Below are 24,136 nucleotides of genomic sequence, written 5' to 3'. Positions count from 1 at the left end.
TTATATTGATGATTTATAAATCATTCCATATTCTCCAGGATTCTTCTGCCTGAAGTTGAAGCATTTCAAGCCCATTTTTGATGGTCGCTCCTTGAATTTTTCCTTTGGATAAAAATAAAGTTTCTTCAGGATTGTAAATCAAATCATACAATAAATGTTGTTGATTTAAAAATTGATACGGAATTTCAGGAAATCTTTCAATGTTTGGTGATGTCCCAAGAGGAGAACAATTCACTATGATTGTGTGACTTTCCATAATTTCTTTAGAAAGACTTTCATAAGATATTTCATTGATTGAGGTTGGATTTCTTGACACAAATTGAAAAGAAATATTGTTTTTTTGAAACACAAAAGCAACTGCTTTTGATGCTCCACCAGTACCTAAAATCAATGCTTTTTGATGATGGTTTTTCTGCAAAGGTTTGATTGATTTTTCAAAACCAACCACATCTGAATTATAGCCTTTTAAGGTATTATTTTTAGTAATTTTAATAGTATTGACGGCTCCAATTTGTTTCGCAGTTTCATCCAACTCATCCAAAAAAGGAATAATTTCTTGTTTATAGGGAATGGTAACATTTAGCCCTTTTAAATTTTTTTCTGAAGAAATGATTGCTGGAAATTCAGTACAAACCTGCATATCAAAATTAATGTAAGAATGATTTTCTAAATGCAATTTCTGAAATTTATCTGTAAAATAACCTCTTGAAAATGAATAAGATATATTTCTACCAAGCAATCCAAAAAGGCTATTTTTTTCGTTTTCTATCATAATAATCAATTGCTAAAATTAGTCCCAAACCAAAAAAGATACAGAGCACTGCAAAAAAGGTTTCATAACTCAAAATTTCAGGAAAATACCGCTCGTAATTTTCAATGATTCTATTGCCCTTTTGATCCAATAAAAAAGTATCGTTTTCTGCTAAATAAACCGTTTTTTTCCATGGCCACACAATTCCTAAAGAACCTGTTATAAAACCTAGAATCAGTGCATTCACTATTTTATTGTAATGCTTCAAAACATATCCTAAAACATGAGAAATTGAAATCAATCCAAAAGCAGAACCTGCAGTAAATACTGAAATAATTTTGAGATAACGCATTTTTGTTGCATCAGATAAAATTTCAAAATTGCCCGATAAAACACTGAGGATAACTTCTAATAAAACATTTACAGAATCTACTAAAAGTAACACGTAATTTCCTAAAAGTATCAAAATAAAAGAACCTGAAAGTCCTGGAAGTGTCATCCCTGAAACTCCAATTATCCCGCATAAAAAAACAAACCAAAGGTTGTCATTTTCTTTTGCTGGAGTTAAAAAACTGATTGCCAGTCCAATAATTATTCCTATAAATAAAAATGTTAAATTGGTTTTTGTCCATTTTCCAAAATCTTTATTGATGTAATAAATGGAGCCAATAATCATCCCAAAAAACCAACTCCATACATACAATTCATAGTGCTCTAAAAAATAATCTAAAACCAATGAAATGCTAAAATAACTGAACATACTTCCAGACATAATTAGCAGCAAAAACTGTGCATTTGTATAGGTGTAAAAACTTTTAAAACGACCGTTAAAAAGAAGTTTAAATGCCTTTATGTTGATTTTTTTAAACGAATAAATGAGTTCCTCATAAAATCCTAAAACATAGGAAACTGCTCCACCTGAAACACCAGGCACTTTGTTTGCAGCGCCCATTGCCAAACCTTTTAAAAAAAGTCCGAGTTTGTGTAAAAAGGATTTTTCTATTCGCACTATTGTTTTTTTGAAGCTAGTTTTTCCATGATTAAAATAATTGCAAAACCGATAATTGCCATTACTATTGCCAATGTTAATTGTGCATCACCATCAAATGAAAAGGGAGAAATACTTTGTTCTAACAATGGTTTTATTTCTTGATGACTGTCTAAATACGTTGAAACTGTTTTTTTCCAAGGCCAAACTTTATTCAAAGAACCTAGCATAATTCCTGTTAAAACTACCAACATTTCTTGTTTATAATGTGCAAATAACCATTTTAGCAATTTTGAAAATGATAACAAACCAATAATTACACCAATGGCAATTGCTGATAAAATAGTGATATTTCTCTCCGTAATTGCTGTCATAACAACAGGATAAATTCCAATTAGCAATAAAATATATGAACCAGAAATTCCTGGTAAAATCATGGCACAAGAAGCAATTGCCCCTGAAAAAATTAAAAAAACATAGCTAATATCAGAAGTATTTGTTGCTGGTAAAATGGTAATCACATATCCAAAAACAACACCTATTATTCCTAAAATACCTATTTTAAAATTCCATTTTTCAATTTGCTTTCCAATATATAAAATACTAGCGAACACTAATCCAAAGAAAAAAGACCATAACAAAATTGCCTCATTTTCTAACAACCATTTGATAATTTTTGATAAGGATACAATACTTATAAAAATTCCTGACAACAATGCTGCTAAAAAATTTCCATTTACTTGTCTCCAAGCAGCTTTGATACCTTCGTTTTTCAGAGTTTTAACTAAGCCAAAGTTCACACTACTTATGGTACCTAATAATTCTTCATAAATCCCTGATATAAAAGCAATTGTGCCTCCGGAAACACCTGGAACAACATCTGCAGCACCCATAGCTATTCCTTTAAAACCAATTACTAAATAATCTTTAATTGTTCTACTCATCCTGTATTTTTTGGCTACGAATATAGTTGATTTTAAAGAAAAGTTAACAATGAACTTCTGAGAATATTGGTAGTATAGAAAGAAAAATAAATCTATCAATGTAATTCAGTTGGATTGGTATCCAAAAAACTAATCAGAGAATTATTCTGTAGCTTTCTTAAAATCAGTAATTAACTTGTGAATTTTTAGATTTTCAATGAGAGTTGGAAACAATTCGTTCAAAACTGAATGATATTCAAAATCAATTTTTAACGCATCTATCAAATGTTTCTTCCCAAATTTTTCTTTATTTAAAATAAAGAATATTCCTGCTAATCTATATTCGATTTCTGCAAAATCTTTATAGATTCTTTGGGCTTTGAAAAGTGTTGAAAGAGCTTCATTAAAATCTCCTAAAAACAGTAAAACATCAACTAAAGCAATATAAATTGTAATGTCATCATCGTTCAACGCCAAGCAATTTTCATATCCTAAAACAGCTTCTTCAAATAAGTTTAGTTTCAAATTAATTTCGGCATATTTTCTCCAATACATTGGATTGTCTTCATCAATCTTCAACGCTTTTGCAATGTAATAAGCTGCTTTTTGATAATTTTCTTGCAAAAAATAGAGATTTGTAATCAAAATCCAAGCTTTATCCAACAATGGATCTTCTTGAACCGCTTTTTTGTAATAAGAAATTGCAGCATCGTATTTGTGCAATTTTTCATAACATTCTCCAATTCTGACTAAAGCAAAAGCAGTTGGATCATCCAAATCTAACGTCACTAAATAATGATCAATTGCTTCTTTATATTGCTTTAATTCCTCTAAAGTTTTGGCTTTTTCTAAATACCCACCAATAAATGATTCGTCAATTAAAATGGCATAATCAAAAGCTGTTAATGCTTCTTGAAACATGTCCAACATAAAATATTGTCTTCCCAATTGATGCCAAGCAACTTCACAATAAGGATTTTTATCAATATAATTATTCAAAAACGGAATTGCCAATTCACTTTCATTGCACATATCATAACAATAAATGATGTTGTATAACGCAGAATAGTCTTCTTCATCTTCAATCAAACACTTTTCAAAATAAGATCGAGCGTTTGAATAATCCTCTAAATACAAATATTCCATGCCTAAAAGCGACCAAACATCTAAATTATCATCTGTGTAAACCAATGCTTTTTCTAGATTTTGAATAGCTCCTTCATGGTTTCCTCTTTTTGATAAAATAGCTGCTTTTTGGATAAAAACCTCTTCATTATGAGGGTCAATTTTTTCAATTTTATTCAATAATAAAGTAGCTTTATCCAATTCATCTTCAAATACATACAGCTCCACTTGTAGCAATTTTAAATCTACAGATTGTGGGTGTTGTTCTAAACCTAATTTTACTGCTTTTTTAGCCAAAGAATGTTTACCTGCATCTAAATAATGAATGATAATTTCTTCGAATTCAACCAAATCAAAAAAGTAAACGCTGTTGGTTTTCAGCATAGATTCAAATTTCAATAGAGACATAGCTAATAGAATTGAATAATATCAATAAAAATACTATAACTAACCCTTTTGATTTTGAGCTTCATTTTTTGTTTTCAACAATTTAATTAACAACCAATTTTTAAATTCACACTTTTAAATTTTGCGCATACATTATTTATCCCTAATTTTGATTTTCAATACTATCAACTAAAATTTGGTAGGTTTCTTATGAGCAAAAAAACACTTCTTAACTCAAAAGATATTGAAATAATTCTCCATAGATTGGCTTGCCAATTGATTGAAAATCACAATGATTTTTCGGATACTGTTTTAATTGGTTTGCAACCAAGAGGATCTTTTTTAGCAAACAGATTAGTACAACTTCTTGAAAATGAGTACGGTATTAAAGAATTGAAACTAGGTCTGCTCGATATTACTTTTTACAGAGATGATTTTAGAAGACGTTCAGAGCCTCTTGCAGCAACTTCAACAAAAATCAATTTTTTGATAGAAGATAAAAAAGTAGTCATCATTGATGATGTTTTATATTCTGGAAGAAGTGTAAGAGCCGCATTAACAGCCATTCAATCTTTTGGAAGACCAAAACAAATAGAATTATTAGTGTTTATTGACAGACGATTTAGCAGACATTTGCCCATTCAACCTGATTATAGAGGAAGACAAGTGGATGCGATTAATGAAGAAAAAGTATTGGTAACTTGGAAAGAAACACACGAAATAGACGCAGTTTACTTAGAACAAAAATAACATGAATCATTTAAGTGTAGAACATTTATTAGGCATAAAATATTTAAAACCATCAGATATTGAGCTTATTTTTAAAACTGCAGATCATTTTAAAGAAGTCATCAACAGACCCATCAAAAAAGTTCCTTCCTTAAGAGATATCACCATTGCCAATTTATTTTTTGAAAATAGCACACGAACAAAACTGAGTTTTGAATTGGCAGAAAAAAGACTTTCTGCTGATGTTATCAATTTTTCTGCATCTCAATCTTCTGTGAAAAAAGGAGAAACGTTGATTGATACTGTCAACAATATTTTATCCATGAAAGTGGATATTGTTGTGATGCGTCATGCACATGTTGGTGCAGGTGTTTTTTTAGCAAAACACGTAAACGCAAAAATTATCAATGCAGGTGATGGCACTCACGAACATCCTACACAAGCTTTGTTGGATTCTTATTCGATAAGAGAAAAATTGGGTTCTGTAAAAGGTAAAAAAATTGTCATTATTGGTGATATTTTGCACTCTAGAGTTGCTTTATCAAATATTTTTGCGCTCCAAATGCAAGGTGCTGAAGTAAAAGTTTGCGGTCCAACTACTTTGATTCCAAAATACATTACAAGTTTGGGAGTCACTGTAGAAACCAATTTGAAAAAAGCATTGGAATGGTGTGATGTTGCCAATGTTTTAAGAGTTCAAAACGAACGAATGGATATTAATTATTTTCCATCAACAAGAGAATATACGCAACTTTTTGGCATCAACAAAGAGATATTAGATAATTTGGATAAAAAAATTGTGATTATGCATCCTGGTCCTATCAACAGAGGAGTTGAAATCACAAGTGATGTTGCAGATTCTGACCAATCTATCATTTTACATCAAGTTGAAAATGGAGTTGCAGTCAGAATGGCAGTGATTTATTTATTAGCGGAACAAATAAAAAGATAAGTTTATGAACATCAAAAAAAAGAAAAAATACACTCTTATTTCTTCGGATGAAAATTCATTTTCTGATTTTTATACCTTATTTTTATCCCATAAAAATGATTTTGAAAAGGAACATTTGGTATTGGTAATTTCTGATGCTTTGAAAGTTTCTAAAAAAGAATTTTTACAGTTTTTAGATTTTTCAGAACATAAAAAGGAAAACGGCACATCATTTGTGATTGTTAATTCAAATATAAATATTGATGATTTCCCTGAAAATTTCAATATTGTACCTACTTTACAAGAAGCAGAAGACGTTTTGGAAATGGAAGCAATTGAAAGGGAATTAGATTTTTAAAAAATAGTATATGATTAAAAAATTACTTTTTATTTTTTTCTTTTTAACAATTTCAATCGGTTTTTCTCAAGAAAAAACAATTGAAAAATTATCTGCTGCCCCAAATCCATTTTCTAACTCAACAATTATCACTTTTCATTCAGAAAGTGATTCAAAAACGACACTAACTGTAAAAAATATTTTAGGTAAAGTAGTGTATCAAAAAACTGTGGAAACTATCAAAGGAAACAATTCACTTACTTTTTTAAAAGGCGATTTAACTGCCGGAATTTACATTTATACCATTCAAAATAAAGAAAATAGTATTTCTAAACGATTGGTTATTCAATGAGTTTACGTTTAACTATTTTGGGTTGTCATTCAGCAACTCCTCGTGTCAATGCTTTTCCAACTTCGCAATATTTAGAAATCAATGATCGACATTTTATCATTGATTGTGGCGAAGGTACACAACGCCAAATGAGAAAATACAAAGTTGGATATTCAAAAATCAATCATATTTTTATTTCGCATTTGCATGGAGATCATTTTTATGGTTTGATTGGATTGCTTTCAACATTCGGAATTTTAAATAGGGAAAAAGAATTGCATGTTTTTGGTCCAAAAGGTATCAAAGAAGCCACAGAAATGTTATTGAATATTTCTCAATCTCATGCCAAATACGAACTGATTTTTCATGAATTATCATCAACAAAAAGTGAACTTATTTTTGACGATGAAAAGGTTTCTGTGCATACAATCCCTTTAAGACATAGAGTTTATACAAATGGTTTTTTATTCAAAGAAAAAGAGAAACCAAAAAAATTGCACATGCAAAACATTGGGAATTATCCCGAAATTGACAAAGCAGATTATTTGAATATCAAAGCTGGTAGAGATATTGTGTTGCCATCTGGAGAAGTCATTTCAAATGAAGAATTGACTATTGCATCTGAGAAACCAAAAAGTTTTGCCTATTGTAGTGACACCTGTTTTTTGCCATCTATAATTCCAATTATCAAAAATGCAGATTTGTTGTATCACGAAGCCACATTTTTATCTGACAAAGAAGATTTGGCTAAAAAAACATTGCATAGCACTGCTTCACAAGCAGCAACAATTGCGAAAGAAGCGAATGTAAAACAACTTATTTTAGGACATTATTCTGGTAGATATAAAAACACAGAATTATTTCAAGAAGAAGCAAAAACTATTTTTAGCGAAACACTTCTTGCAGAACCAGGGAAAATAATTGAGGTAAATTAAGTCGTTTTAGTACTCATCAATCGATATCAACACTAACGTACAAGCAACTTCTGCCTTGATGTTGTTGGATTCTAAAAGCCTAGCAAATTCATCATTCTCAGCACCAGGATTAAAAATAACTCTTCTCGGTTTTAGAGAGATGACATATTCATAAAAATCTTTTTGCCTTTCAGGATTTAAATACAGTGTAACAGTATCAATATCTTGATAATCTTTTTTTTCATCATCAATTGTTACTCCTAAAACTGTTCCTTTTTTTTGACCAAGTGCAACTACAGAATATTTTTTATCAAGCAATCTTTTGATAGCAATATTCGAATATCTATTTGGATTTAAAGAAGCACCTAGAACTAATGTTACATTTTTCATACTGTTAATAAACCGTTAAACAATTAAAATACTTGTAACAAATATACTAAATAGCTTGTCTATAAAACATCAACCAAAAAACAAATTTTATCTAATGAAAAAATTAGTATGCTTTGTTATACTTGTTATAACATCCACCATTTCTTTTGCACAAATGCCAAAATCAGCATTGTCTAAACCTGGCTCTATTTCAGGAAAAGTGATTGACAATGCCACCAAACAAGAATTGCCTTATGTGAATATCGTTGTAAAAGACATGTCAAAAAAAATCATCACAGGAGGAATCACTGACGAAAAAGGTGTTTTTGTTGTGAAAGATTTGCCCGAAGGAAAAAGTTTTGTAGAAGTACAATTTATCGGATATAAAACTTTTGATAAAGAAATTTCAATAACTGATAAAAACAAAAACATCAACCTAGGAACAATTTCACTTTCCGAAGAAAGTGCTGAACTTGATGAAGTTGTTATCAGATCTGAAACATCTACCGTTGTTCAAAAAGTTGACCGAAAAGTGATCAATGTTGGAAAAGATTTAACAGCTGCAGGAACCACAGCTTCAGAATTACTAAACAATATTCAATCTGTGAGTGTGGATAGCCAAACAGGGCAAATTAGCTTGAGAGGAAATTCGAATGTTAGAGTTTTAGTTGATGGCAGACCAACAAATGTGCCAATTGCGCAATTATTAAGACAAATTCCGTCAACTTCTATAAAAAGTATTGAATTGATTACAAATCCATCAGCAAAATACAATCCTGATGGAATGAGTGGAATTATCAATATTGTGCTCAACAAAAATGCAAATATGGGATTTAACGGCTCATTAGATTCTGGAATTACTGCAGGACATTATGTACGTTATAATGCTTCAACAAACATGAACTATAAAACTGGAAAAGTGAATTTTTTCATGAATTACGGACATAATAGTGGCGATAATTACAACTATGGTTTTGTAGAAAGACCTGGAGTAAACAACCAAGATTTTATTTTTGTGAATGACAATCGTTCTAATTTGATAAAATTTGGCGCTGATTTATTTATCAATGAAAAAAATACACTTTCAGTATATACAACTCAAAACTGGTTTAATGGATTTGCAAGTGGTAGAGCATTGATTAGAGATGTGAATGGAAATGTAATAATTAACGCACCAAATACTCAAGAAAACACCTCTCCAACAGGAACTTACAACCTAAATTATAAAATTGATTTTGCAAAAAAAGATCACAATTTAGAGTTTGAAGCAACGTATTCTAATACGGATGGCACCAATTTTTTGAACAATTTGAACTTACTTCAAAATTCAACAGATTTTGACTATGAAGTGTATAATTATTACAATAATATCAATACAAAAAATAGCAATTCTCAGATAAATATTGATTATACAAACCCTTTGTCAGAGAAAACAAAATTGGAATTGGGATTGGAATTCAGAGGTGATAATACTGATAACATCAATTTAACCAATCAAGAAATGTATTCAATTAATGGTACAGATTTAATAGGAAGTTCTGATTTTGATTTTAAAAGAAAAATTTACTCTGCTTATACCAATTACGAAACTAGCTTTGATAAATTCACCATGCAATTAGGTGCACGTTTAGAAAATTTTGTAATTGATGGAGTTTTTAAAAGATATACTGACGAAACAAGAAATACATTACAAGATACTGAAAATGTTTCTCAAGATTTATTGAATTTTTACCCATCAGCATTTTTCACATACAGTCCATCTGAAAAAAATCAATGGCAATTAAGTTATAGTAGAAGAATTGACAGGCCAAATATTCAGCAAGTAAATCCAATCAGAGAATGGAGCACACCTTTAATTGTTTCTGTTGGGAATGCTGATTTAAGACCACAATTTACCAATTCATATGAATTAAATTACACCAGACAAATCAAAGGTGGGAATATCACATTAGGAACTTTTTACAGAAAAATAAACGATGTAATTTCAAGAATTACCAATGAAGACCCTGCAAATCCTGGTGTAGGACAAATATTGAGTTTTACAAATTTTAGTGATACGGATGCTTATGGAGTTGAATTTTCGGCAAATTTTAAAATGAATAATTGGTGGAGAGTCAATTCGAGCATGGATTTTTATTCACAAGAACAATTAGGAAACATTAATAATTTAAATGGAAATCCTCAACAACTTTCAGTTCAAAATAATGTTTTTAATGCTAGAATAAGCAACAGTTTTACAGCATCAAAAAATGTCCGTTTTCAATTATTTGCCATGTATAGAGGACCACAAAAAGACATTCAATGGGATGTTGAAAATATGTGGATGATCAATGCTGGTGCAAGTTGGACTGTTTTGAAAGGAAAAGGAACTGTAAACTTTAGAGTAAATGATATTTTTCAGGGTATGAAATTTGCTTTTAATTCAGCAAATCCATTTGTTCAAAATGGTCGTTTTCAGTGGGAAAGCAGAACCACTTTCTTAGGGTTTAATTACAATTTTGGTGGCGGAAACAACAAAGCAAAACAGCGAAGAAATAGAGATTCTAATGAAAAAGATGGTGGTGGTGGATTTTTTTAATATTTGAATTAATTAAAAATTCCGAGATTTTCATCTCGGAATTTTTTTTATTTATGTAAATCCTTTTTACCAACGAATTACCACACTTCCCCAAGTAAAACCACTACCAAAAGCAGCCAAAATAACCAAATCATTGTCTTTGATTTTTCCTTGCTCCCAAGCTTCTGTCAAAGCAATAATTACTGATGCAGCAGTGGTATTTCCATATTTCATGATATTGTTGTGGACTTTATCATCTGATAATTGAAATTTTTTCTGAATAAATTGTGCAATTCTCAAATTTGCTTGATGCGGAATCAACATATCAATATCTTCTTTTTTCAAATTGTTTGCTTCCAAACCTTCTTCAATCGCTTCAGCAAAACGAACTACTGCATGTTTAAAAACAAATTGTCCATTCATATACGGAAAATAAGACACATCTTCAGGATCATTTTCTTTCAATATTTCAGGAACCCATCTCCCTGTTGAAGGACCATCTAACATCAATTCTCTAGCATATTTTCCCTCTGAATGCAAATGTGAAGATAAAATTCCTTTTCCTTTTTCCTCACTTCTTGATACGATTGCAGCTCCTGCTCCATCTCCAAAAATTACAGTAACATTTCTTCCTCTTGTAGAACGCTCTAATCCTCCAGAATGATTTTCGGAACCAATCACCAAAATATTTTTATACATCCCTGTTTTGATAAATTGGTCAGCAACAGACAACGCATATACAAATCCCGAACATTGATTTCTGATGTCTAAAGCCCCAATTGTAGGCATATCTAACATATCTTGCACACGAACTCCTCCTCCAGGAAAATACATATCAGGACTCAATGTTGCAAAAATGATAAAATCGATATCATCTTTAGTTAATCCAGCTCTTTCAATAGCTATTTTTGCCGCTTTTGCTCCCATTGAAGAAGTGTTGTCACCAGTTGCTGGATCAATCCATCTTCGTTCTTCAATGCCTGTTCGTTCTTGAATCCATTCATCCGAAGTTTCCATGAAGGCTTTTAAATCATTGTTGGTAACAATGTTGTCAGGAACGAAGTAACCAAGACCAGTTATTTTTGAATTATACATAGTATGTAGGTGTAAAAATTTGGTTATTAATAATTTGTAACTAACAAAAATAGTAATAAATTAACAGCTTTACAAAAAGACATCAATTACAATTAAAATTAGTTTACAATGAACCGAAAAGATTTCTTGTCACTTTCCACAAAAGCAGCATTGTTTTTAGGATTTTCTACCAATGTATTAGCCAAAGAGGAGACCTTAGAAAAAACAAACTTCTTGCTGAATAAAAAAGCAAAGGGAACTGCTTTTGGATTAAAAGCCCCAAAAATAGACAATGTTAGAGTTGGAATTATTGGTGCAGGAAATAGAGGTCAAACCTTAATCCAAATGTTTGATTGGTTGGTAAAAAATAACAATGCAAACATTATTGCTATTGCAGATTTACGCAAAGAAAAAACAGACAAACTAAACGAACATCTTCAAAAAACACATAATACTAGAGCAAAAGCCTATTATGGGAATCAAAATGAATGGAAAAAATTAGCGGACAGAGATGATATTGATTTACTAATTATTGCTACTCCTTGGGAAATGCACACAGAAATGTGTTTGTATGGAATGGAAAAAGGAAAGCACGTAGCCTCTGAAGTTCCTATTGGATATACCTTAGACGATTGTTGGAAATTAGTTGAAACCGCAGAAAGAACTCAAAAACATTGTATGATGATGGAAAACTGCTGTTTTAATGGTGAGGAATTATGGATATTAAACATGATTAATCAAGGTGTTTTTGGCGATTTAACACATGCTGAAGGTGCTTATATTCACGATTTAAGAAAACATTTGTTAGATAAAACCTATTATGAAAATCAATGGCGCATAAAACATCATTTAAAAAAAGATGGTAATTTTTACACCACTCACGGTTTGGGACCTATCAGTCAATATATGGATATTGGTCGTGGAGATACATACGACCACATTGTTTCGATGAGTTCACGTGAAAAAAGTTTGAGTGATGCTGCAAAAAAAGCCAACTTGCCAGAATTCCAAAATGTAAAATGTGGTGATATGAATACCACACTGATTAAAACCAAATTAGGTAAAACCATTATGTTACAATTTGATGTACATTCTGGCAGACCTTATGATCGCCTAAATACAGTTGTTGGAACAAAAGCGGTACATGAAGGATATCCTTCAAAATTATATATTAATGAAGAAGAATTGGCTTGGTGGGGTCACAAATGGTTAGATAAAGAGAAATATAATGAATACAGAGAAAAATACAATCATCCTTTGTGGGAAAAACTAAAAACACAAATTTCTGATAATTCAATAGGTCATGGCGGAATGGATTTTGTGATGATTTACAGATTAATTAAGTGCTTAAATAAAGGATTACCCTTAGACATCAATGTTTATGATAGTGTTTTATGGAGTGCAATTACGCCTCTTTCTGAGCTGTCTGTTGCACAAAATAGTGCGTCTGTAAAAGTCCCTGATTTTACAGGAGGAACATGGAAAAACAACAATACAACTGAAATGCTAAGAGAAATCTAATTTTTAGTTTTGGGTGTTGAATTTTGAGTAACTCAAAATCCAATACCCAAAAATTCTGACATCTTGTCAGAATAAACCCTTTGGTATTTTTTTTGACTATCCATATTGAAATTTTAATTAATTAAACAACATATATCATTATGAGTAAAGGAAATATCAATGTATCAGTAGAAAATATTTTTCCACTGATTAAAAAATTCTTGTATTCTGATCACGAAATCTTTTTACGTGAATTGGTTTCTAATGCCACTGATGCCACAACCAAATTAAAACACCTCATTTCTATAGGTGAAGCTCAAGTAGAATTGGGTGATGCAAAAATTGAAATCAGCATTGATAAAAAAGCAAAAACCTTGACTATCAAAGATCATGGTTTAGGAATGACCATGGAAGAAGTTGAAAAATACATCAACCAAATTGCTTTTTCTGGTGCTGAAGAATTTTTGGAAAAATACAAAGATGACAAGAATGACACAGGTGTCATTGGTCATTTTGGTCTTGGTTTCTACTCCGCTTTTATGGTGGCAAAACAAGTAGAAATTTTCACAAAATCATACAAAGACGAACCTGCTGCGCATTGGATTTGTGATGGCTCTCCAGAATATACCTTAGTTGAACACGACAAATCTGACAGAGGGACAGAAATCGTGTTGCACATTGCTGATGATTCAAAAGAGTTTTTAGAAGAAGGAAAAATTAGAGGTTTATTAAATAAATACAATCGTTTTAATCAAGTGCCCATCAAATTTGGAACTAAAAAAATAAACGATCCAAACCACGAACCAGCAACCATTACTGATGCTGATGGTAAAGAAACCAAAGAAAAGCAAAAACAACTTGAAGTTGATGACATTATCAACAATACAACTCCTGCTTGGACCAAAAAACCTGCTGATTTAGAAGACGAAGATTATAAAAATTTCTATCGCGAATTGTATCCAATGCAATTTGAAGAATCATTATTTCACATCCATTTGAATGTTGATTATCCTTTCAATTTAACTGGAATTTTATTCTTTCCTAAGTTGACTCAAAACTTAGACATGCAAAAAGATAAAATACAATTGTATCAAAATCAAGTATTTGTAACAGATAATGTAGAAGGAATTGTACCAGATTTCTTACAAATGCTAAAAGGTGTGATTGATTCTCCAGACATTCCTTTGAATGTTTCTCGCTCGTATTTGCAAGCTGATGGTGCTGTGAAAAAAATCTCAGGGTATATTACTAAAAAAGTGGGTGACAAATTGACTTCACTTTTCAAAGAAAATCGCGAAGATTTTGAGAAAAAATGGAATGATATCAAAGTGATTATTGAATACGGAATGTTATCAGAAGACAAGTTTTATGACAAAGCGAAAAGTTTTGCTTTGTATCCAACTGTTGACAACACCTATTTTACGTTTGATGAATTGATTGAAAAAACAAAAGATTCTCAAACAGACAAAGACGGAAATCACGTTTTATTATATGCAGCCAACAAAAATGCACAACACAGTTATATTGAAGCTGCCAAAGCAAAAGGCTATGAGGTATTGATTTTAGATTCTCCAATCATCTCTCATTTGATGCAAAAATTAGAAACTTCTGGAGATGGAAAAGTAAAATTCTCAAGAGTTGATGCAGATCATGTTGATAATTTAATCAAAAAAGAAGATACTGTCATTTCTAAATTATCAGACGAAGAAAAAGACATATTAAAACCAATTATTGAAGCTGCTGTTCCATCTCAAACGTACACAGTTCAACTAGAATCTTTGGATTCAAACGCATTTCCATTCATGATTACTGTTCCTGAATTTATGCGAAGAATGAAAGAAATGAGTGCTACTGGAGGAGGAATGTTTGGTATGGGAAGTTTGCCTGACATGTATAATTTAGTTGTCAATACCAATCACGAATTGATTTCTACGATTTTAAACAACAATGATGAAGCTGAACAAAAACGCCTGATTTCACAAGCATTTGATTTGGCGAAATTGTCACAAAACCTATTACATGGTGAAGAATTGACAAGTTTTATCAAACGTTCTTATGAATTGATCAAATAGTAACAAGACATTTTAAAGATATAAAGCCTCAACGTTGTTTTGAGGCTTTATTATTTTGGTGGATAATTGCTCAAAACTTTAGGAACAATCAGTTGAAAATAAGCTTCTTTCTCTTGTGGTAAACGTTTTTCTTTTACTGTACTTTCTAAAGAAGCTTTCCAAAAAAGCTGCTCATTTATCGGAGTCAAAAATTCAATAATTAGTATTTCTCTGTATTTTTTAGATCCAATAGGAATTCCACCAGAAACCCCAAAAACGCTATTTACTCCCGCATTTCCAAAACCAACAGCTACAGTGTTTCTTGGAACTTCAGCTGATTTTGTAATTGTAAAATCAATAAAAAAATCAGGAGTTTCACTAAATATCAATCCCTTTTGTTGCAATGTTGTATCTATAATTTTAATCAGTCTTTTGATATCTAAATCGTTCAAATCTTTACCTACATTTTCATAAAATCCATAAGTTTTGAATTTTCCAAAATCGGTAGTATCATCAAAATCGCTGACAACTTTTGGAGAAGAACAACCCATCAATACAATCAAAAAAAGAACTAAAAATGGTTTCATCAATTTATTTTTTTTCTTCAATAACTACTCTTGTTGGTGTATCAATTCCTTTAATAATACTTTCTGTTCCTTTTGCAACTGCTTGAATTGTTTGGGTAATCACAGTCATATTCAACGTAGTTGCTTCATCTGAAGCTTGATGATATTCTTTATCAACATCAATAGGTGTTGTTGAAAATGTATGGGATGGAACGCCCAATCTTGCTAAAGAAGCATTATCTGATCTAAAAAATAAATTGAAATTTGCGTATGGATCAGGAAATAATTGATAGCCTGTTCCTACTAAATTTTTCTGGATAATTTTACCAAAATCAGATCGCTCAAATCCTGTTAACCAAGCAGTATTGGGACCAAAACTCGGGGTTTTTCCTATCATTTCTAAATTGATTCCTGCAACAAATTTGCTAGCATCAATGCCTTTTCCAAAATGAGTGGAACCAATCAAACCCATTTCCTCAGCTGTAAAAGCAACAAAAACGATGGTTCTTTCATTGGAATTTTGTTCTTTAAAATATTTTGCCAAAGCCAAAACTGCAGTCACTCCTGAAGCATCATCATTAGCACCATTGTAAATACTATCTAATTGTCCTTCTTTTTTGATGATTCCCAGATGATCATAATGTGCAGAAATAATTACAAATTCATCTTTTTTTGATTTTCCTTCTAAAACACCAATAATATTAGCACTTGTGATTTCTTCTTTGGTTCTTCTGTTTGTAAAAGTGAACGTTTGTCTGTAAGAATCCAATCCTTCAAAAGTTTTTAATCCCAAATTAGAAAACTCATTTTCAATGTATTGAGCTGCTTTTTCAATTCCTTGAGTTCCAGGTTTTCTGCCTTCCATTTCATCAGAAGCTAAAGTGTATAAATGTTTTTTCACCAAAACTGAATCAATAAAAAAAGTATTATTAGCCTTCTTGGAATTTTTAGTTTGTGCTAAAATGTTGGTTCCAATGGAGGAAATTAAAATAAATAATACCAAAAGAAAGTTCAATTTTTTCATAATTTTGAAATTTAAGAGTTGAAAGATAGCAAATATAATTTTGTACTTTTACAGAAATTTTCATCAAAATGATTTTAACAGAAATTCCACAAATAAAACACACAAACGCAAATAATTTTTTCTTACTATCAGGACCTTGTGCAATTGAAGGAGAAGAAATGGCATTGAGAATTGCAGAAAAAATAGTTGCAATTACCGATAAATTACAAATTCCATACATCTTCAAAGGCAGTTTCAAAAAAGCAAATAGAAGTAGAATTGATAGTTTTTCGGGAATTGGCGATGAAAAAGCATTGAAAATATTACGAAAAGTATCAGAAACATTTCACGTGCCAACAGTGACAGATATTCATGAAACTTCGGATGCTGAAAAAGCGGCTGAATATGTAGATGTTTTGCAAATTCCAGCATTTTTGGTGCGTCAAACAGATTTGGTAGTAGCTGCAGCACAAACTGGCAAAGTTGTCAACTTGAAAAAAGGACAATTTATGAGTCCTGCTTCCATGAAACACGCAGTTCAAAAAGTAAAAGATGCAGGAAATCACAAAGCATGGATTACTGATAGAGGCACCATGTTTGGCTATCAAGATATGATTGTTGATTTTCGTGGAATTCCAGAAATGCGTCAATTTGCACCTACCATTTTAGATGTTACGCATTCTTTACAACAACCTAATCAAACAACAGGTGTTACAGGAGGAAGACCAGATATGATTGAAACCATTGCTAGAGCTGGAATTGTAAACAATGTTGATGGATTATTTATTGAAACTCATTTTGATCCTGCAAATGCAAAAAGCGATGGCGCAAATATGTTGCATTTGGATAATTTGGAAAAATTATTGTCAAATTTGGTAGCGATTAGAAAAACGATAAATCAGTTTTAAATTTTAAAACTCACTATAAACTACAATGAGAGAAATGATATTTTCTCTCATTTTTTTTGATAGAAACCCAGATCTTTTCTGTTTTTAATTTCGCTCAAAACAGCAATTAAAATTTCATTATTTATCGATTCTAATGTTTTGTATCGAAGAGATTTTACAACTTTTCTGTTCTCAGAAACCAGAAATTCGTCATACTTTGATACAAAATCTTGCATCCATAAACCAACATCTACATATCCTTTTTTTTCAACACAATTCAAGTAACAAAACGGTTTGTTATCAATTGTAAAAAAAGGAATTTTCCATTTGAACTTTAACTCAACTTCTGGAAAATGATATTGAATTACAGATTGTAAATGCATTAAAATTTCACGAAATGGAGTTGAATGCTTTAAAATGTAATTTTCTGCAGGTTTCATATTTTATTTTCTGAATGAATCAATTTTGTATCTTAGCGAAAGTTATTAATTTTTTATGAATTCAAAACAACCATCATCAAACTTTGCATTGAAAGGATTTACCAGCATCCAAATTGGATTGTATTTTTTGTTATCTTCTTATCTTATAAAAATAATTTTAGAAGGATTTTTGATTGATGACAATCCAATGGGAATGTTGTCTGCGGAAATTTTAGAATATATGATTACTTCAATTTGTATAATTCTTTTTATATTTTCATCATTGGCACTTTTTTTTAGTGCCAAAAGACGCGCAAAAAAACAAGAAATACCTTTATGGAATTCAAGTTCAAAAAGTATTTTTTGGAAATATTTGGCAAGTTTTTTAGTGCTATTTATTGCATTAATTTTTCTGATGAATCAAGGTTTTATTGATGTTATTACTCCTATTTTTTTGATTTTTTATGGATTCATATTGTTGTTAATCAATCCAAAAAGCAATCAAAATATCCAAATTATTGCTGGAATTTGCTTGTTATTAGCCGTCATTTGCTTTTTAATTCCAAATTATTGGTACGCTTCTATTTGCATTTTGGGAATTGCACATATTACGTATGGAATTGTAGGGGACAAATAATTTAAACTATTTTATTGTTTATTTAAAATTTATTCATTTACTTTGCAATTCAAAGTTCTTTAAAGATGAGTTCAAAAGATTATTTAAAAGACATATCAGAAATCAAAAACCTAATGAATAAATCATCCAAATTTATTTCATTGAGTGGTTTATCTGGCATTCTAGCAGGAATTTACGCATTAATTGGTGCAGGATTTGCATATTGGTTAGTGCAACAAAGTGGTAGAGATTACCTAATTTTAGATGGCAAAGTTTTTAGATTGATATTGTTTGATTTGTTAATTGTAGGTGCATTAAGTATTGGAACTGCCATCTTTTTTACTACTAAAAAAGCCAAAAAAAATGACGAAAAAATTTGGGATTCATTAACAAAAAGGCTGCTAATTAATTTTCTAGTTCCATTAGTTGCTGGTGCAATATACATCATCACTATTTTAAATCAACAAAAATATGGACAAACAGGGGCATTAATGCTTTTGTTTTATGGCTTTGCTTTATTAAATGCTTCAAAATATACATTAGGAGACATTAGATATTTGGGGTATACTCAAATAATATTAGGCCTACTTTGTGCATTTTATCCAGGATATGGTTTTTGGTTTTGGGTCATAGGATTTGGATTTATGCATATTATATATGGGGCTTTAATGTATTTTAAATACGATAAAAATAATTGATTTCATTAATTTAAAAAAGTGGTTTGCAAAACATCATTCATAATATAAACAAAGCTTTTGATCATAGAATTAGACTTGGAATCATGTCAGTTCTAATGGTAAATGACAGTGTTGACTTCAATACACTAAAAGAATTACTTGGTGTAACAGATGGAAATTTAGCAAGTCATACAAAAGCATTGGAAAAAGTAGATTTTATAAAAGTAGAAAAACAATTTATTGGACGAAAACCCAATACTAAATATTATGCAACAAAATTGGGGAAAATTGAATTCAAAAAACATATTGACGCTCTTGAAAAATTAATAAACACTAAGAAATAAAAAAATTTAACCTTATACTTTGTTTTTCAAAGTTCTTTTAATATTAAAATAAATAAACACTTAAACACAAATTCAATAATTATGGAAACACAGAATCAACAAGAATCAAAATTTGGTAAATGGATCAGAGAATCTATCACAGCAAGAATGATAATGGTAGGGTTTTTAATCATCATTTTAATGATACCTCTTTCATATATTAAAACTTTAATTCAAGAAAGAATGCAAAGGCAACAAGAAGTCGTAGATGAAATAAACCAAAAATGGGGAGAAGAAGTTTTAATTTATGGACCCATTTTAAAAGTTCCTTATAAAACTTACAAAACAAAGAATACATACATAGAGAAAACTAAAACATGGGAAAAAGAAGAAATTGAATATCTAAATTTCGCCTATTTTTTTCCAGAAAATTTAACGATTGCATCAACAATAAATCCTGAAGAAAAAACTAGAGGAATTTATAAAACTGCTGTTTATCAGAGTAATATTTTGATAAATGGAAAATTTACCAAGCCTGATTTTACTGAAATTGATGCAAATGAAAAGGATATTTTATGGGATAAAGCCAAAATAGTTTTACAAACATCTAACTTAAAAGGCGCTAACAGTTTGTTCAAAATTAAATTTAATAAGAATGATTATCCAATGACATCATCAAAATTTATAAAAGAAAATCATACTAATTTTAAAGATTATAATGAGGTTACTTTAAATGAATTAGAAACTAAATTTATTAAAATTGAAGATATTCCAAACACCAAAGAAACTACATTTTCAATGGATGTAAAAATGAAAGGAAGTGAGCAAATTCGATTTATTCCAATTGGAAAACAAACAGATGTTACTGTAAAATCTAATTGGAAAACTGCTAATTTTATTGGTGAATATTTACCATATAATTCTGAAAAAATAACTGAAACAGGATTTCATGCAAAATGGAAAGTATTAGATATTAATAGACCTTTTTCTCAGCAATTTTTTAAAGAAATACCAAATTTAAATCAATTTTCATTTGGGGTTAATTTTATGATTCCTGTTGATGAATATCAAAAAAGTGAGCGTTCAGCAAAATATGGCTTTCTGGTAATTGGTTTGACATTTTTGATATTCTTTCTAATTCAAACGATGAGTAAAATTACTATTCATCCATTTCAATACTTGATGATTGGTGTAGCTTTAACAATGTTTTACACTTTATTAATCTCAATTTCAGAGCATAGTAGCTTTTTAAAAGCATACCTTATTGCAGGAACTTCTGTTATTATTTTAATATCATTGTATTCAAAATCAATCTTGAAAAATATAAAATTTCCTTTATTAATTGGAATTTCATTAACTGCAATCTATTCATTTATTTTTGTAATTATACAATTAGAAAACTATGCGCTTTTAGTGGGAAGTATTGGATTATTTATTATTCTAGCATTAGTAATGTTCACCTCTAGAAAAATAGATTGGCAAAATGATTAGTTTAATATAATTGGTTAATTTTGAGCAAAATCTCATACAAATAATGAGATTTTGCTCATACTTTTAAAAAAAATATGAAATTCAATTTAAAATATTTTATATCTTTTGCTTTACTTCTCACTATTGAAATCCTAATTGCGATTTATGGAAAAGGATTTATTAGACACACTTTTGGTGATTATTTGGTAGTGATACTTTTATATGCATTTTTTAAAAGTTTTTTAAAAACAGCAACAAATAAAGTGGCATTCATTACTTTATTGATTTCATATTTTGTTGAATTTCTTCAGCTTACCAATTTAAAAAACATGTATCCAAATCAATATTTAAAAACCTTTCAAATATTATTAGGAACTTCATTTAGTTTTTGGGATTTATTAGCATACACTCTTGGATATTTATCAATTTTGATTCTAGAAAAAAAAATTAGTTTTTCCTCCTAATTTCTCGAACCAAATCTTCTAAACCGTTCAATTTCAATTCATACACCAAGCCCAATTGTTGCCCTAATTTTCCAGAAGGAAATCCTTGATTTTTAAACCAAACTATATAATATTCAGGCAAATCAATCAAATACTGATTTTTGAATTTCCCAAAAGGCATTTTTGCTTTGGATAATTCTAGCAGAAATTGTTGATTTTGTATGTTATTCTCTTCCATTTTTGCTTTTGGCTATTTTCCTCAAAACTTTGAATTTTAAATCTTGAATTTTAAACTAAATCCCATCAACATACTCTTGCAAATACGAAAAACGAGGAGTCAATTTTCCGTTTTCAGTAATTTTTGCACGACTTAAAATCCCATTTTTGTCTCCATCAAAAAAAGCTGGAATGACGTTTTCAAGAAACATTTCGCCAAAACCTTCACTAGCATCTTTGGGCAATTCACAAGGCAAATTATCAACAGCCATTACTACAATGGCATGTTCATCAGTAAAATCAACTTCTTTTTCAGTTATTGGATCATATCCATAAATAGGATTTTCAATAGTTGATGCACGAATAGTACTGGCAATTGGACCATCAATATCACAAGAAATATCGGCTAAAAATCGAATTTTATTTTCAGGATGTTTGGCATTTTCTTTTGAAAATAGGATTGGAGACCCATCACCAAAAAAATGTCCTGCAATAAAAAAATCAGTCACTTTTGCAAATCGAAAAAAGTTAGATTCATACGCTTCTGGATGATTATAAAAATCATAAACGTCCAAAAGTTTCCCATCTTTTCGTTTGTTATAATCCAATACATCAATCATACAAAATACTGTTTCTGAGAAGTTTTCTTCCAAATATTCAGTAACAGAAACTTGTTTGATATGCATAGCATCTAACATTTCTTTTGCTCCAAAAGCTACTTTTCCACTACCAGTCAATAAGATTTTGAGATTGGGAAGATTGATTTTTTGTAGCTTTTCAATCAAAGCATTTTGATTGGCTAAAGTAGATGCTTTTGGCAAATGAAAACTATTGTTTTTCAATCCAATAGCTCTAAAACCATTATATGTTCCAACAATTCCAGCATATCTTCCAAAACCAATTAAACGTGCTCCATTTTCTTTTACAATCGTTTCATGGTCATACAATTCAATATTTTTAGCCAAAATAGCTTGCAATAATTTTCGATTATAGGATTGTTTTTTGATGGTGTGACTAAAGAAAAAATATTTTTTATTTGGCAATAACGCATCAACAGGAACTTCTTTTACACCTAATAAAATATCGCAATCAGTTACATCATTCACCACTTCAAAACCAGCAATTTTATATGCTTCATCAGAAAAAACACGAATATCCGAACTTTCTATTTTGATAGAAACTGAAGGGAATTTCTTTTTCAATTCTTGCAGTTTTTCAGGAGAAAAAACTACTCTTTTGTCTGGCGGATTTTTTCGTTCTTTGAGAATTCCAATGGTCATATATTACCTATTTATTATTTATTGATAAAAAAATCAATAAAAATGAAACTAAATTTTGTTCGAAGATATTGGTTTTTTAACAGATTCGCAATGAGTTTTTTTCATACTTTTGCAATCCACTTTTCTATTCAAAGAAAAGTTTCTTTGACATTTTGGGGACGACTGGTTTTGACAGCAAGGTCAGTGAAATTGTAAGCATACCAAGGAATGAAATTATTCTTGTAAAACTTATTTCAAACCTATAAACGGCGAAGATAACTACGCTTTAGCTGCTTAATCCGAAATCAAGTAAGATTAGCCTCGGCTCACAAGGTGAGCAAGCTTTATGTCCACGAAAAGCCTTGGTTTGCGGCGTTTCTTTTTTGGGCATCGTAAAAGTAAACATAGAAAACTTGGCGCTTTGACGGGTTTTCGAAACTAAAAAAGCTAAGTGAAAAGTAGGTTGTTTTTGACCAGCTTTTCAACGAAAAAACAAACAAAAACTAAGTATGTAGAAAGCTTTTTAGCTGCTTGTTTGGACCCGAGTTCGATTCTCGGCGTCTCCACTAAAAACTCTGTAAAATATTAATTTACAGAGTTTTATGTTTTATAAAAAATATTTTTATAAACAAACTTTAAAAAAACAAACAGAAAAAAAACAGGAAATAAAATAATAGAAGTTTGTTGAGTTTTTATCTTTAATTCTTCTTTGTAAAGATCCCAATTGATTTTTTTTGAAACTCCATGTTCATTGCAAAAAGCAATCGTTATTTCTTCCTTTTTTGAAATGATTTTACTTCGAAATAATTTCAAATTCAAATCATAATCGCCTAAAATTTTAAAATCAGTGTCATATTTTTGATTTTCAAAAAGACTTTTGTGGTAAAAAACGGATTGATGATGCAAAGCGTTCTTCAGCCATAAAATTGAAGAAAATTTTGAATTGAAAAATGAATTTTCATAACAAACATTTCCATAAAATAATTGAATTGTTGAATTGAAATTTTTTGAAACTTCATCCAAAATTGTTCCACTATGTAAACAATCTCCTGAACCTAAAAAAAACAACCACTCTCCTTTTGCCAAAGAAATTCCTTTGTTCATTGCTTCATAAATTCCTGAGTCTTTTTCTGTCAAAAACTGAAATGGAGGTTTTAATTTTTGTAAATAATGTTGTGTTTCATCAGAAGAATTTCCATCAATAATCCACACTTCAAAATTTGTAAATGTTTGTTTTTGAATACTTTCAATGGTTTTTTGCAATCCAGAAAGATTGTTTAAAACAGGAAT

Annotated in this window: 26 protein-coding genes and 1 other RNA gene; 15 read left to right on the top strand and 12 right to left on the bottom strand. The window is 30.2% G+C overall.

Annotation, left to right across the window (positions count from 1 at the left end; all coding sequences use genetic code 11):
- Window positions 1–13 precede the first annotated feature (13 nt).
- The 4 genes from IU405_RS06335 to IU405_RS06320 all read right to left on the bottom strand — a co-directional run bounded on the left by IU405_RS06335 (window position 14) and on the right by IU405_RS06320 (window position 4,195).
- Window positions 14–772, bottom strand: coding sequence for a shikimate dehydrogenase family protein (locus IU405_RS06335; protein WP_197437768.1), 759 nt, complete (start codon window positions 770–772; stop codon window positions 14–16).
- Window positions 750–1,760 (bottom strand): DUF368 domain-containing protein, encoded by a 1,011-nt coding sequence (locus IU405_RS06330; RefSeq protein WP_197437767.1) that lies wholly within the window; start codon window positions 1,758–1,760, stop codon window positions 750–752. Before IU405_RS06330 ends, IU405_RS06335 begins: the two co-directional genes overlap by 23 nt.
- Window positions 1,760–2,683 (bottom strand): DUF368 domain-containing protein, encoded by a 924-nt coding sequence (locus IU405_RS06325; protein WP_197437766.1) that lies wholly within the window; start codon window positions 2,681–2,683, stop codon window positions 1,760–1,762. Before IU405_RS06325 ends, IU405_RS06330 begins: the two co-directional genes overlap by 1 nt.
- Before the next feature lie 141 nt (window positions 2,684–2,824).
- Window positions 2,825–4,195 carry a tetratricopeptide repeat protein gene (locus IU405_RS06320; protein ID WP_197437765.1) on the bottom strand — a complete coding sequence of 457 codons (1,371 nt, stop codon included), beginning with the start codon at window positions 4,193–4,195 and terminating at the stop codon, window positions 2,825–2,827.
- Between the two features lie 189 nt (window positions 4,196–4,384).
- On the opposite strand from IU405_RS06320, the gene pyrR reads away from it, so the two are divergent.
- Genes pyrR through IU405_RS06295 form a run of 5 tightly spaced genes read left to right on the top strand, consistent with a single transcriptional unit; the run spans window position 4,385 to window position 7,437 of the window.
- Window positions 4,385–4,924 (top strand): bifunctional pyr operon transcriptional regulator/uracil phosphoribosyltransferase PyrR, encoded by a 540-nt coding sequence (gene pyrR, locus IU405_RS06315; protein WP_197437764.1) that lies wholly within the window; start codon window positions 4,385–4,387, stop codon window positions 4,922–4,924.
- A gap of 1 nt (window position 4,925) precedes the next feature.
- Window positions 4,926–5,855 carry an aspartate carbamoyltransferase catalytic subunit gene (locus IU405_RS06310; protein WP_197437763.1) on the top strand — a complete coding sequence of 310 codons (930 nt, stop codon included), beginning with the start codon at window positions 4,926–4,928 and terminating at the stop codon, window positions 5,853–5,855.
- A gap of 4 nt (window positions 5,856–5,859) precedes the next feature.
- The gene (locus IU405_RS06305; protein ID WP_197437762.1) at window positions 5,860–6,192 is read left to right on the top strand and encodes a hypothetical protein; all 333 of its coding nucleotides are present in this window, start codon (window positions 5,860–5,862) and stop codon (window positions 6,190–6,192) included.
- Between the two features lie 10 nt (window positions 6,193–6,202).
- On the top strand, window positions 6,203–6,523 hold the full coding sequence (locus tag IU405_RS06300; RefSeq protein ID WP_197437761.1) for a T9SS type A sorting domain-containing protein: 321 nt from the start codon (window positions 6,203–6,205) through the stop codon (window positions 6,521–6,523).
- Entirely contained in the window at window positions 6,520–7,437 is a 918-nt protein-coding gene (locus IU405_RS06295; RefSeq protein ID WP_197437760.1) for a ribonuclease Z, read from the top strand. The genes IU405_RS06300 and IU405_RS06295 overlap by 4 nt, the downstream gene beginning before the upstream one ends.
- A 6-nt stretch (window positions 7,438–7,443) precedes the next feature.
- On the opposite strand, the gene IU405_RS06290 is transcribed toward IU405_RS06295, so the two are convergent.
- Entirely contained in the window at window positions 7,444–7,806 is a 363-nt protein-coding gene (locus tag IU405_RS06290) for a CoA-binding protein (protein ID WP_197437759.1), read from the bottom strand.
- A gap of 94 nt (window positions 7,807–7,900) precedes the next feature.
- On the opposite strand from IU405_RS06290, the gene IU405_RS06285 reads away from it, so the two are divergent.
- The gene (locus IU405_RS06285; protein WP_197437758.1) at window positions 7,901–10,363 is read left to right on the top strand and encodes a TonB-dependent receptor domain-containing protein; all 2,463 of its coding nucleotides are present in this window, start codon (window positions 7,901–7,903) and stop codon (window positions 10,361–10,363) included.
- A gap of 66 nt (window positions 10,364–10,429) precedes the next feature.
- Here the strand turns inward: IU405_RS06285 and IU405_RS06280 are convergent, their stop codons facing one another.
- Window positions 10,430–11,437: a 3-oxoacyl-ACP synthase III family protein gene (locus IU405_RS06280; protein ID WP_197437757.1), complete on the bottom strand. Its 1,008-nt coding sequence runs from the start codon at window positions 11,435–11,437 to the stop codon at window positions 10,430–10,432.
- A 108-nt stretch (window positions 11,438–11,545) separates the two neighbouring features.
- Here IU405_RS06280 and IU405_RS06275 point away from each other — a divergent pair, with 108 nt between their 5' ends.
- A complete protein-coding gene (locus IU405_RS06275; protein ID WP_197437756.1) occupies window positions 11,546–12,937 on the top strand; it encodes a Gfo/Idh/MocA family protein in 1,392 nt (463 codons plus the stop codon).
- A gap of 140 nt (window positions 12,938–13,077) precedes the next feature.
- Window positions 13,078–14,988: a molecular chaperone HtpG gene (gene htpG, locus IU405_RS06270; RefSeq protein WP_197437755.1), complete on the top strand. Its 1,911-nt coding sequence runs from the start codon at window positions 13,078–13,080 to the stop codon at window positions 14,986–14,988.
- 50 nt (window positions 14,989–15,038) lie between these two features.
- Here the strand turns inward: htpG and IU405_RS06265 are convergent, their stop codons facing one another.
- Together IU405_RS06265 and IU405_RS06260 are read right to left on the bottom strand one after the other, a co-directional pair.
- Window positions 15,039–15,554, bottom strand: coding sequence for a DUF4136 domain-containing protein (locus IU405_RS06265; RefSeq protein ID WP_197437754.1), 516 nt, complete (start codon window positions 15,552–15,554; stop codon window positions 15,039–15,041).
- Window positions 15,555–15,558: 4 nt separating this feature from the next.
- A complete protein-coding gene (locus IU405_RS06260) occupies window positions 15,559–16,557 on the bottom strand; it encodes a M20/M25/M40 family metallo-hydrolase (protein WP_197437753.1) in 999 nt (332 codons plus the stop codon).
- 68 nt (window positions 16,558–16,625) lie between these two features.
- On the opposite strand from IU405_RS06260, the gene kdsA reads away from it, so the two are divergent.
- The gene (gene kdsA / locus IU405_RS06255) at window positions 16,626–17,444 is read left to right on the top strand and encodes a 3-deoxy-8-phosphooctulonate synthase (protein ID WP_197437752.1); all 819 of its coding nucleotides are present in this window, start codon (window positions 16,626–16,628) and stop codon (window positions 17,442–17,444) included.
- A 47-nt stretch (window positions 17,445–17,491) separates the two neighbouring features.
- Here the strand turns inward: kdsA and IU405_RS06250 are convergent, their stop codons facing one another.
- The gene (locus IU405_RS06250; protein ID WP_197437751.1) at window positions 17,492–17,863 is read right to left on the bottom strand and encodes a DUF1801 domain-containing protein; all 372 of its coding nucleotides are present in this window, start codon (window positions 17,861–17,863) and stop codon (window positions 17,492–17,494) included.
- Window positions 17,864–17,918: 55 nt separating this feature from the next.
- On the opposite strand from IU405_RS06250, the gene IU405_RS06245 reads away from it, so the two are divergent.
- The 5 genes from IU405_RS06245 to IU405_RS06225 all read left to right on the top strand — a co-directional run bounded on the left by IU405_RS06245 (window position 17,919) and on the right by IU405_RS06225 (window position 21,392).
- The gene (locus IU405_RS06245; protein ID WP_197437750.1) at window positions 17,919–18,479 is read left to right on the top strand and encodes a hypothetical protein; all 561 of its coding nucleotides are present in this window, start codon (window positions 17,919–17,921) and stop codon (window positions 18,477–18,479) included.
- A 65-nt stretch (window positions 18,480–18,544) separates the two neighbouring features.
- On the top strand, window positions 18,545–19,156 hold the full coding sequence (locus IU405_RS06240; RefSeq protein WP_197437749.1) for a hypothetical protein: 612 nt from the start codon (window positions 18,545–18,547) through the stop codon (window positions 19,154–19,156).
- A gap of 23 nt (window positions 19,157–19,179) precedes the next feature.
- Window positions 19,180–19,479, top strand: a complete 300-nt coding sequence (locus IU405_RS06235) for a winged helix-turn-helix domain-containing protein (protein WP_197437748.1) — start codon at window positions 19,180–19,182, stop codon at window positions 19,477–19,479.
- Between the two features lie 81 nt (window positions 19,480–19,560).
- Window positions 19,561–20,949 (top strand): cell envelope integrity protein CreD, encoded by a 1,389-nt coding sequence (gene creD, locus IU405_RS06230; protein ID WP_197437747.1) that lies wholly within the window; start codon window positions 19,561–19,563, stop codon window positions 20,947–20,949.
- Window positions 20,950–21,023: 74 nt separating this feature from the next.
- Window positions 21,024–21,392: a DUF2809 domain-containing protein gene (locus tag IU405_RS06225; protein ID WP_197437746.1), complete on the top strand. Its 369-nt coding sequence runs from the start codon at window positions 21,024–21,026 to the stop codon at window positions 21,390–21,392.
- Here the strand turns inward: IU405_RS06225 and IU405_RS06220 are convergent.
- A complete protein-coding gene (locus IU405_RS06220) occupies window positions 21,376–21,609 on the bottom strand; it encodes a DUF3820 family protein (protein WP_197437745.1) in 234 nt (77 codons plus the stop codon). The two genes, IU405_RS06225 and IU405_RS06220, sit on opposite strands and share 17 nt — an antisense overlap.
- 55 nt (window positions 21,610–21,664) lie before the next feature.
- On the bottom strand, window positions 21,665–22,867 hold the full coding sequence (locus tag IU405_RS06215) for an NAD(P)-dependent oxidoreductase (RefSeq protein ID WP_197437744.1): 1,203 nt from the start codon (window positions 22,865–22,867) through the stop codon (window positions 21,665–21,667).
- Window positions 22,868–23,021: 154 nt separating this feature from the next.
- Here IU405_RS06215 and ssrA point away from each other — a divergent pair.
- Window positions 23,022–23,415: a transfer-messenger RNA gene (gene ssrA / locus IU405_RS06210) on the top strand.
- Window positions 23,416–23,446: 31 nt separating this feature from the next.
- Here the strand turns inward: ssrA and IU405_RS06205 are convergent.
- Complete coding sequence (locus IU405_RS06205; RefSeq protein ID WP_317193352.1) at window positions 23,447–24,136, bottom strand: glycosyltransferase family 2 protein; 690 nt, start codon at window positions 24,134–24,136, stop codon at window positions 23,447–23,449.

The organism is Polaribacter sp. BAL334, from assembly GCF_015767435.1.
Classification (GTDB): Bacteria; Bacteroidota; Bacteroidia; order Flavobacteriales; family Flavobacteriaceae; genus Polaribacter.
The sequence above is the reverse complement of the archived record's forward strand: the minus strand, read 5'-3'. Positions and strand labels throughout refer to the sequence as shown.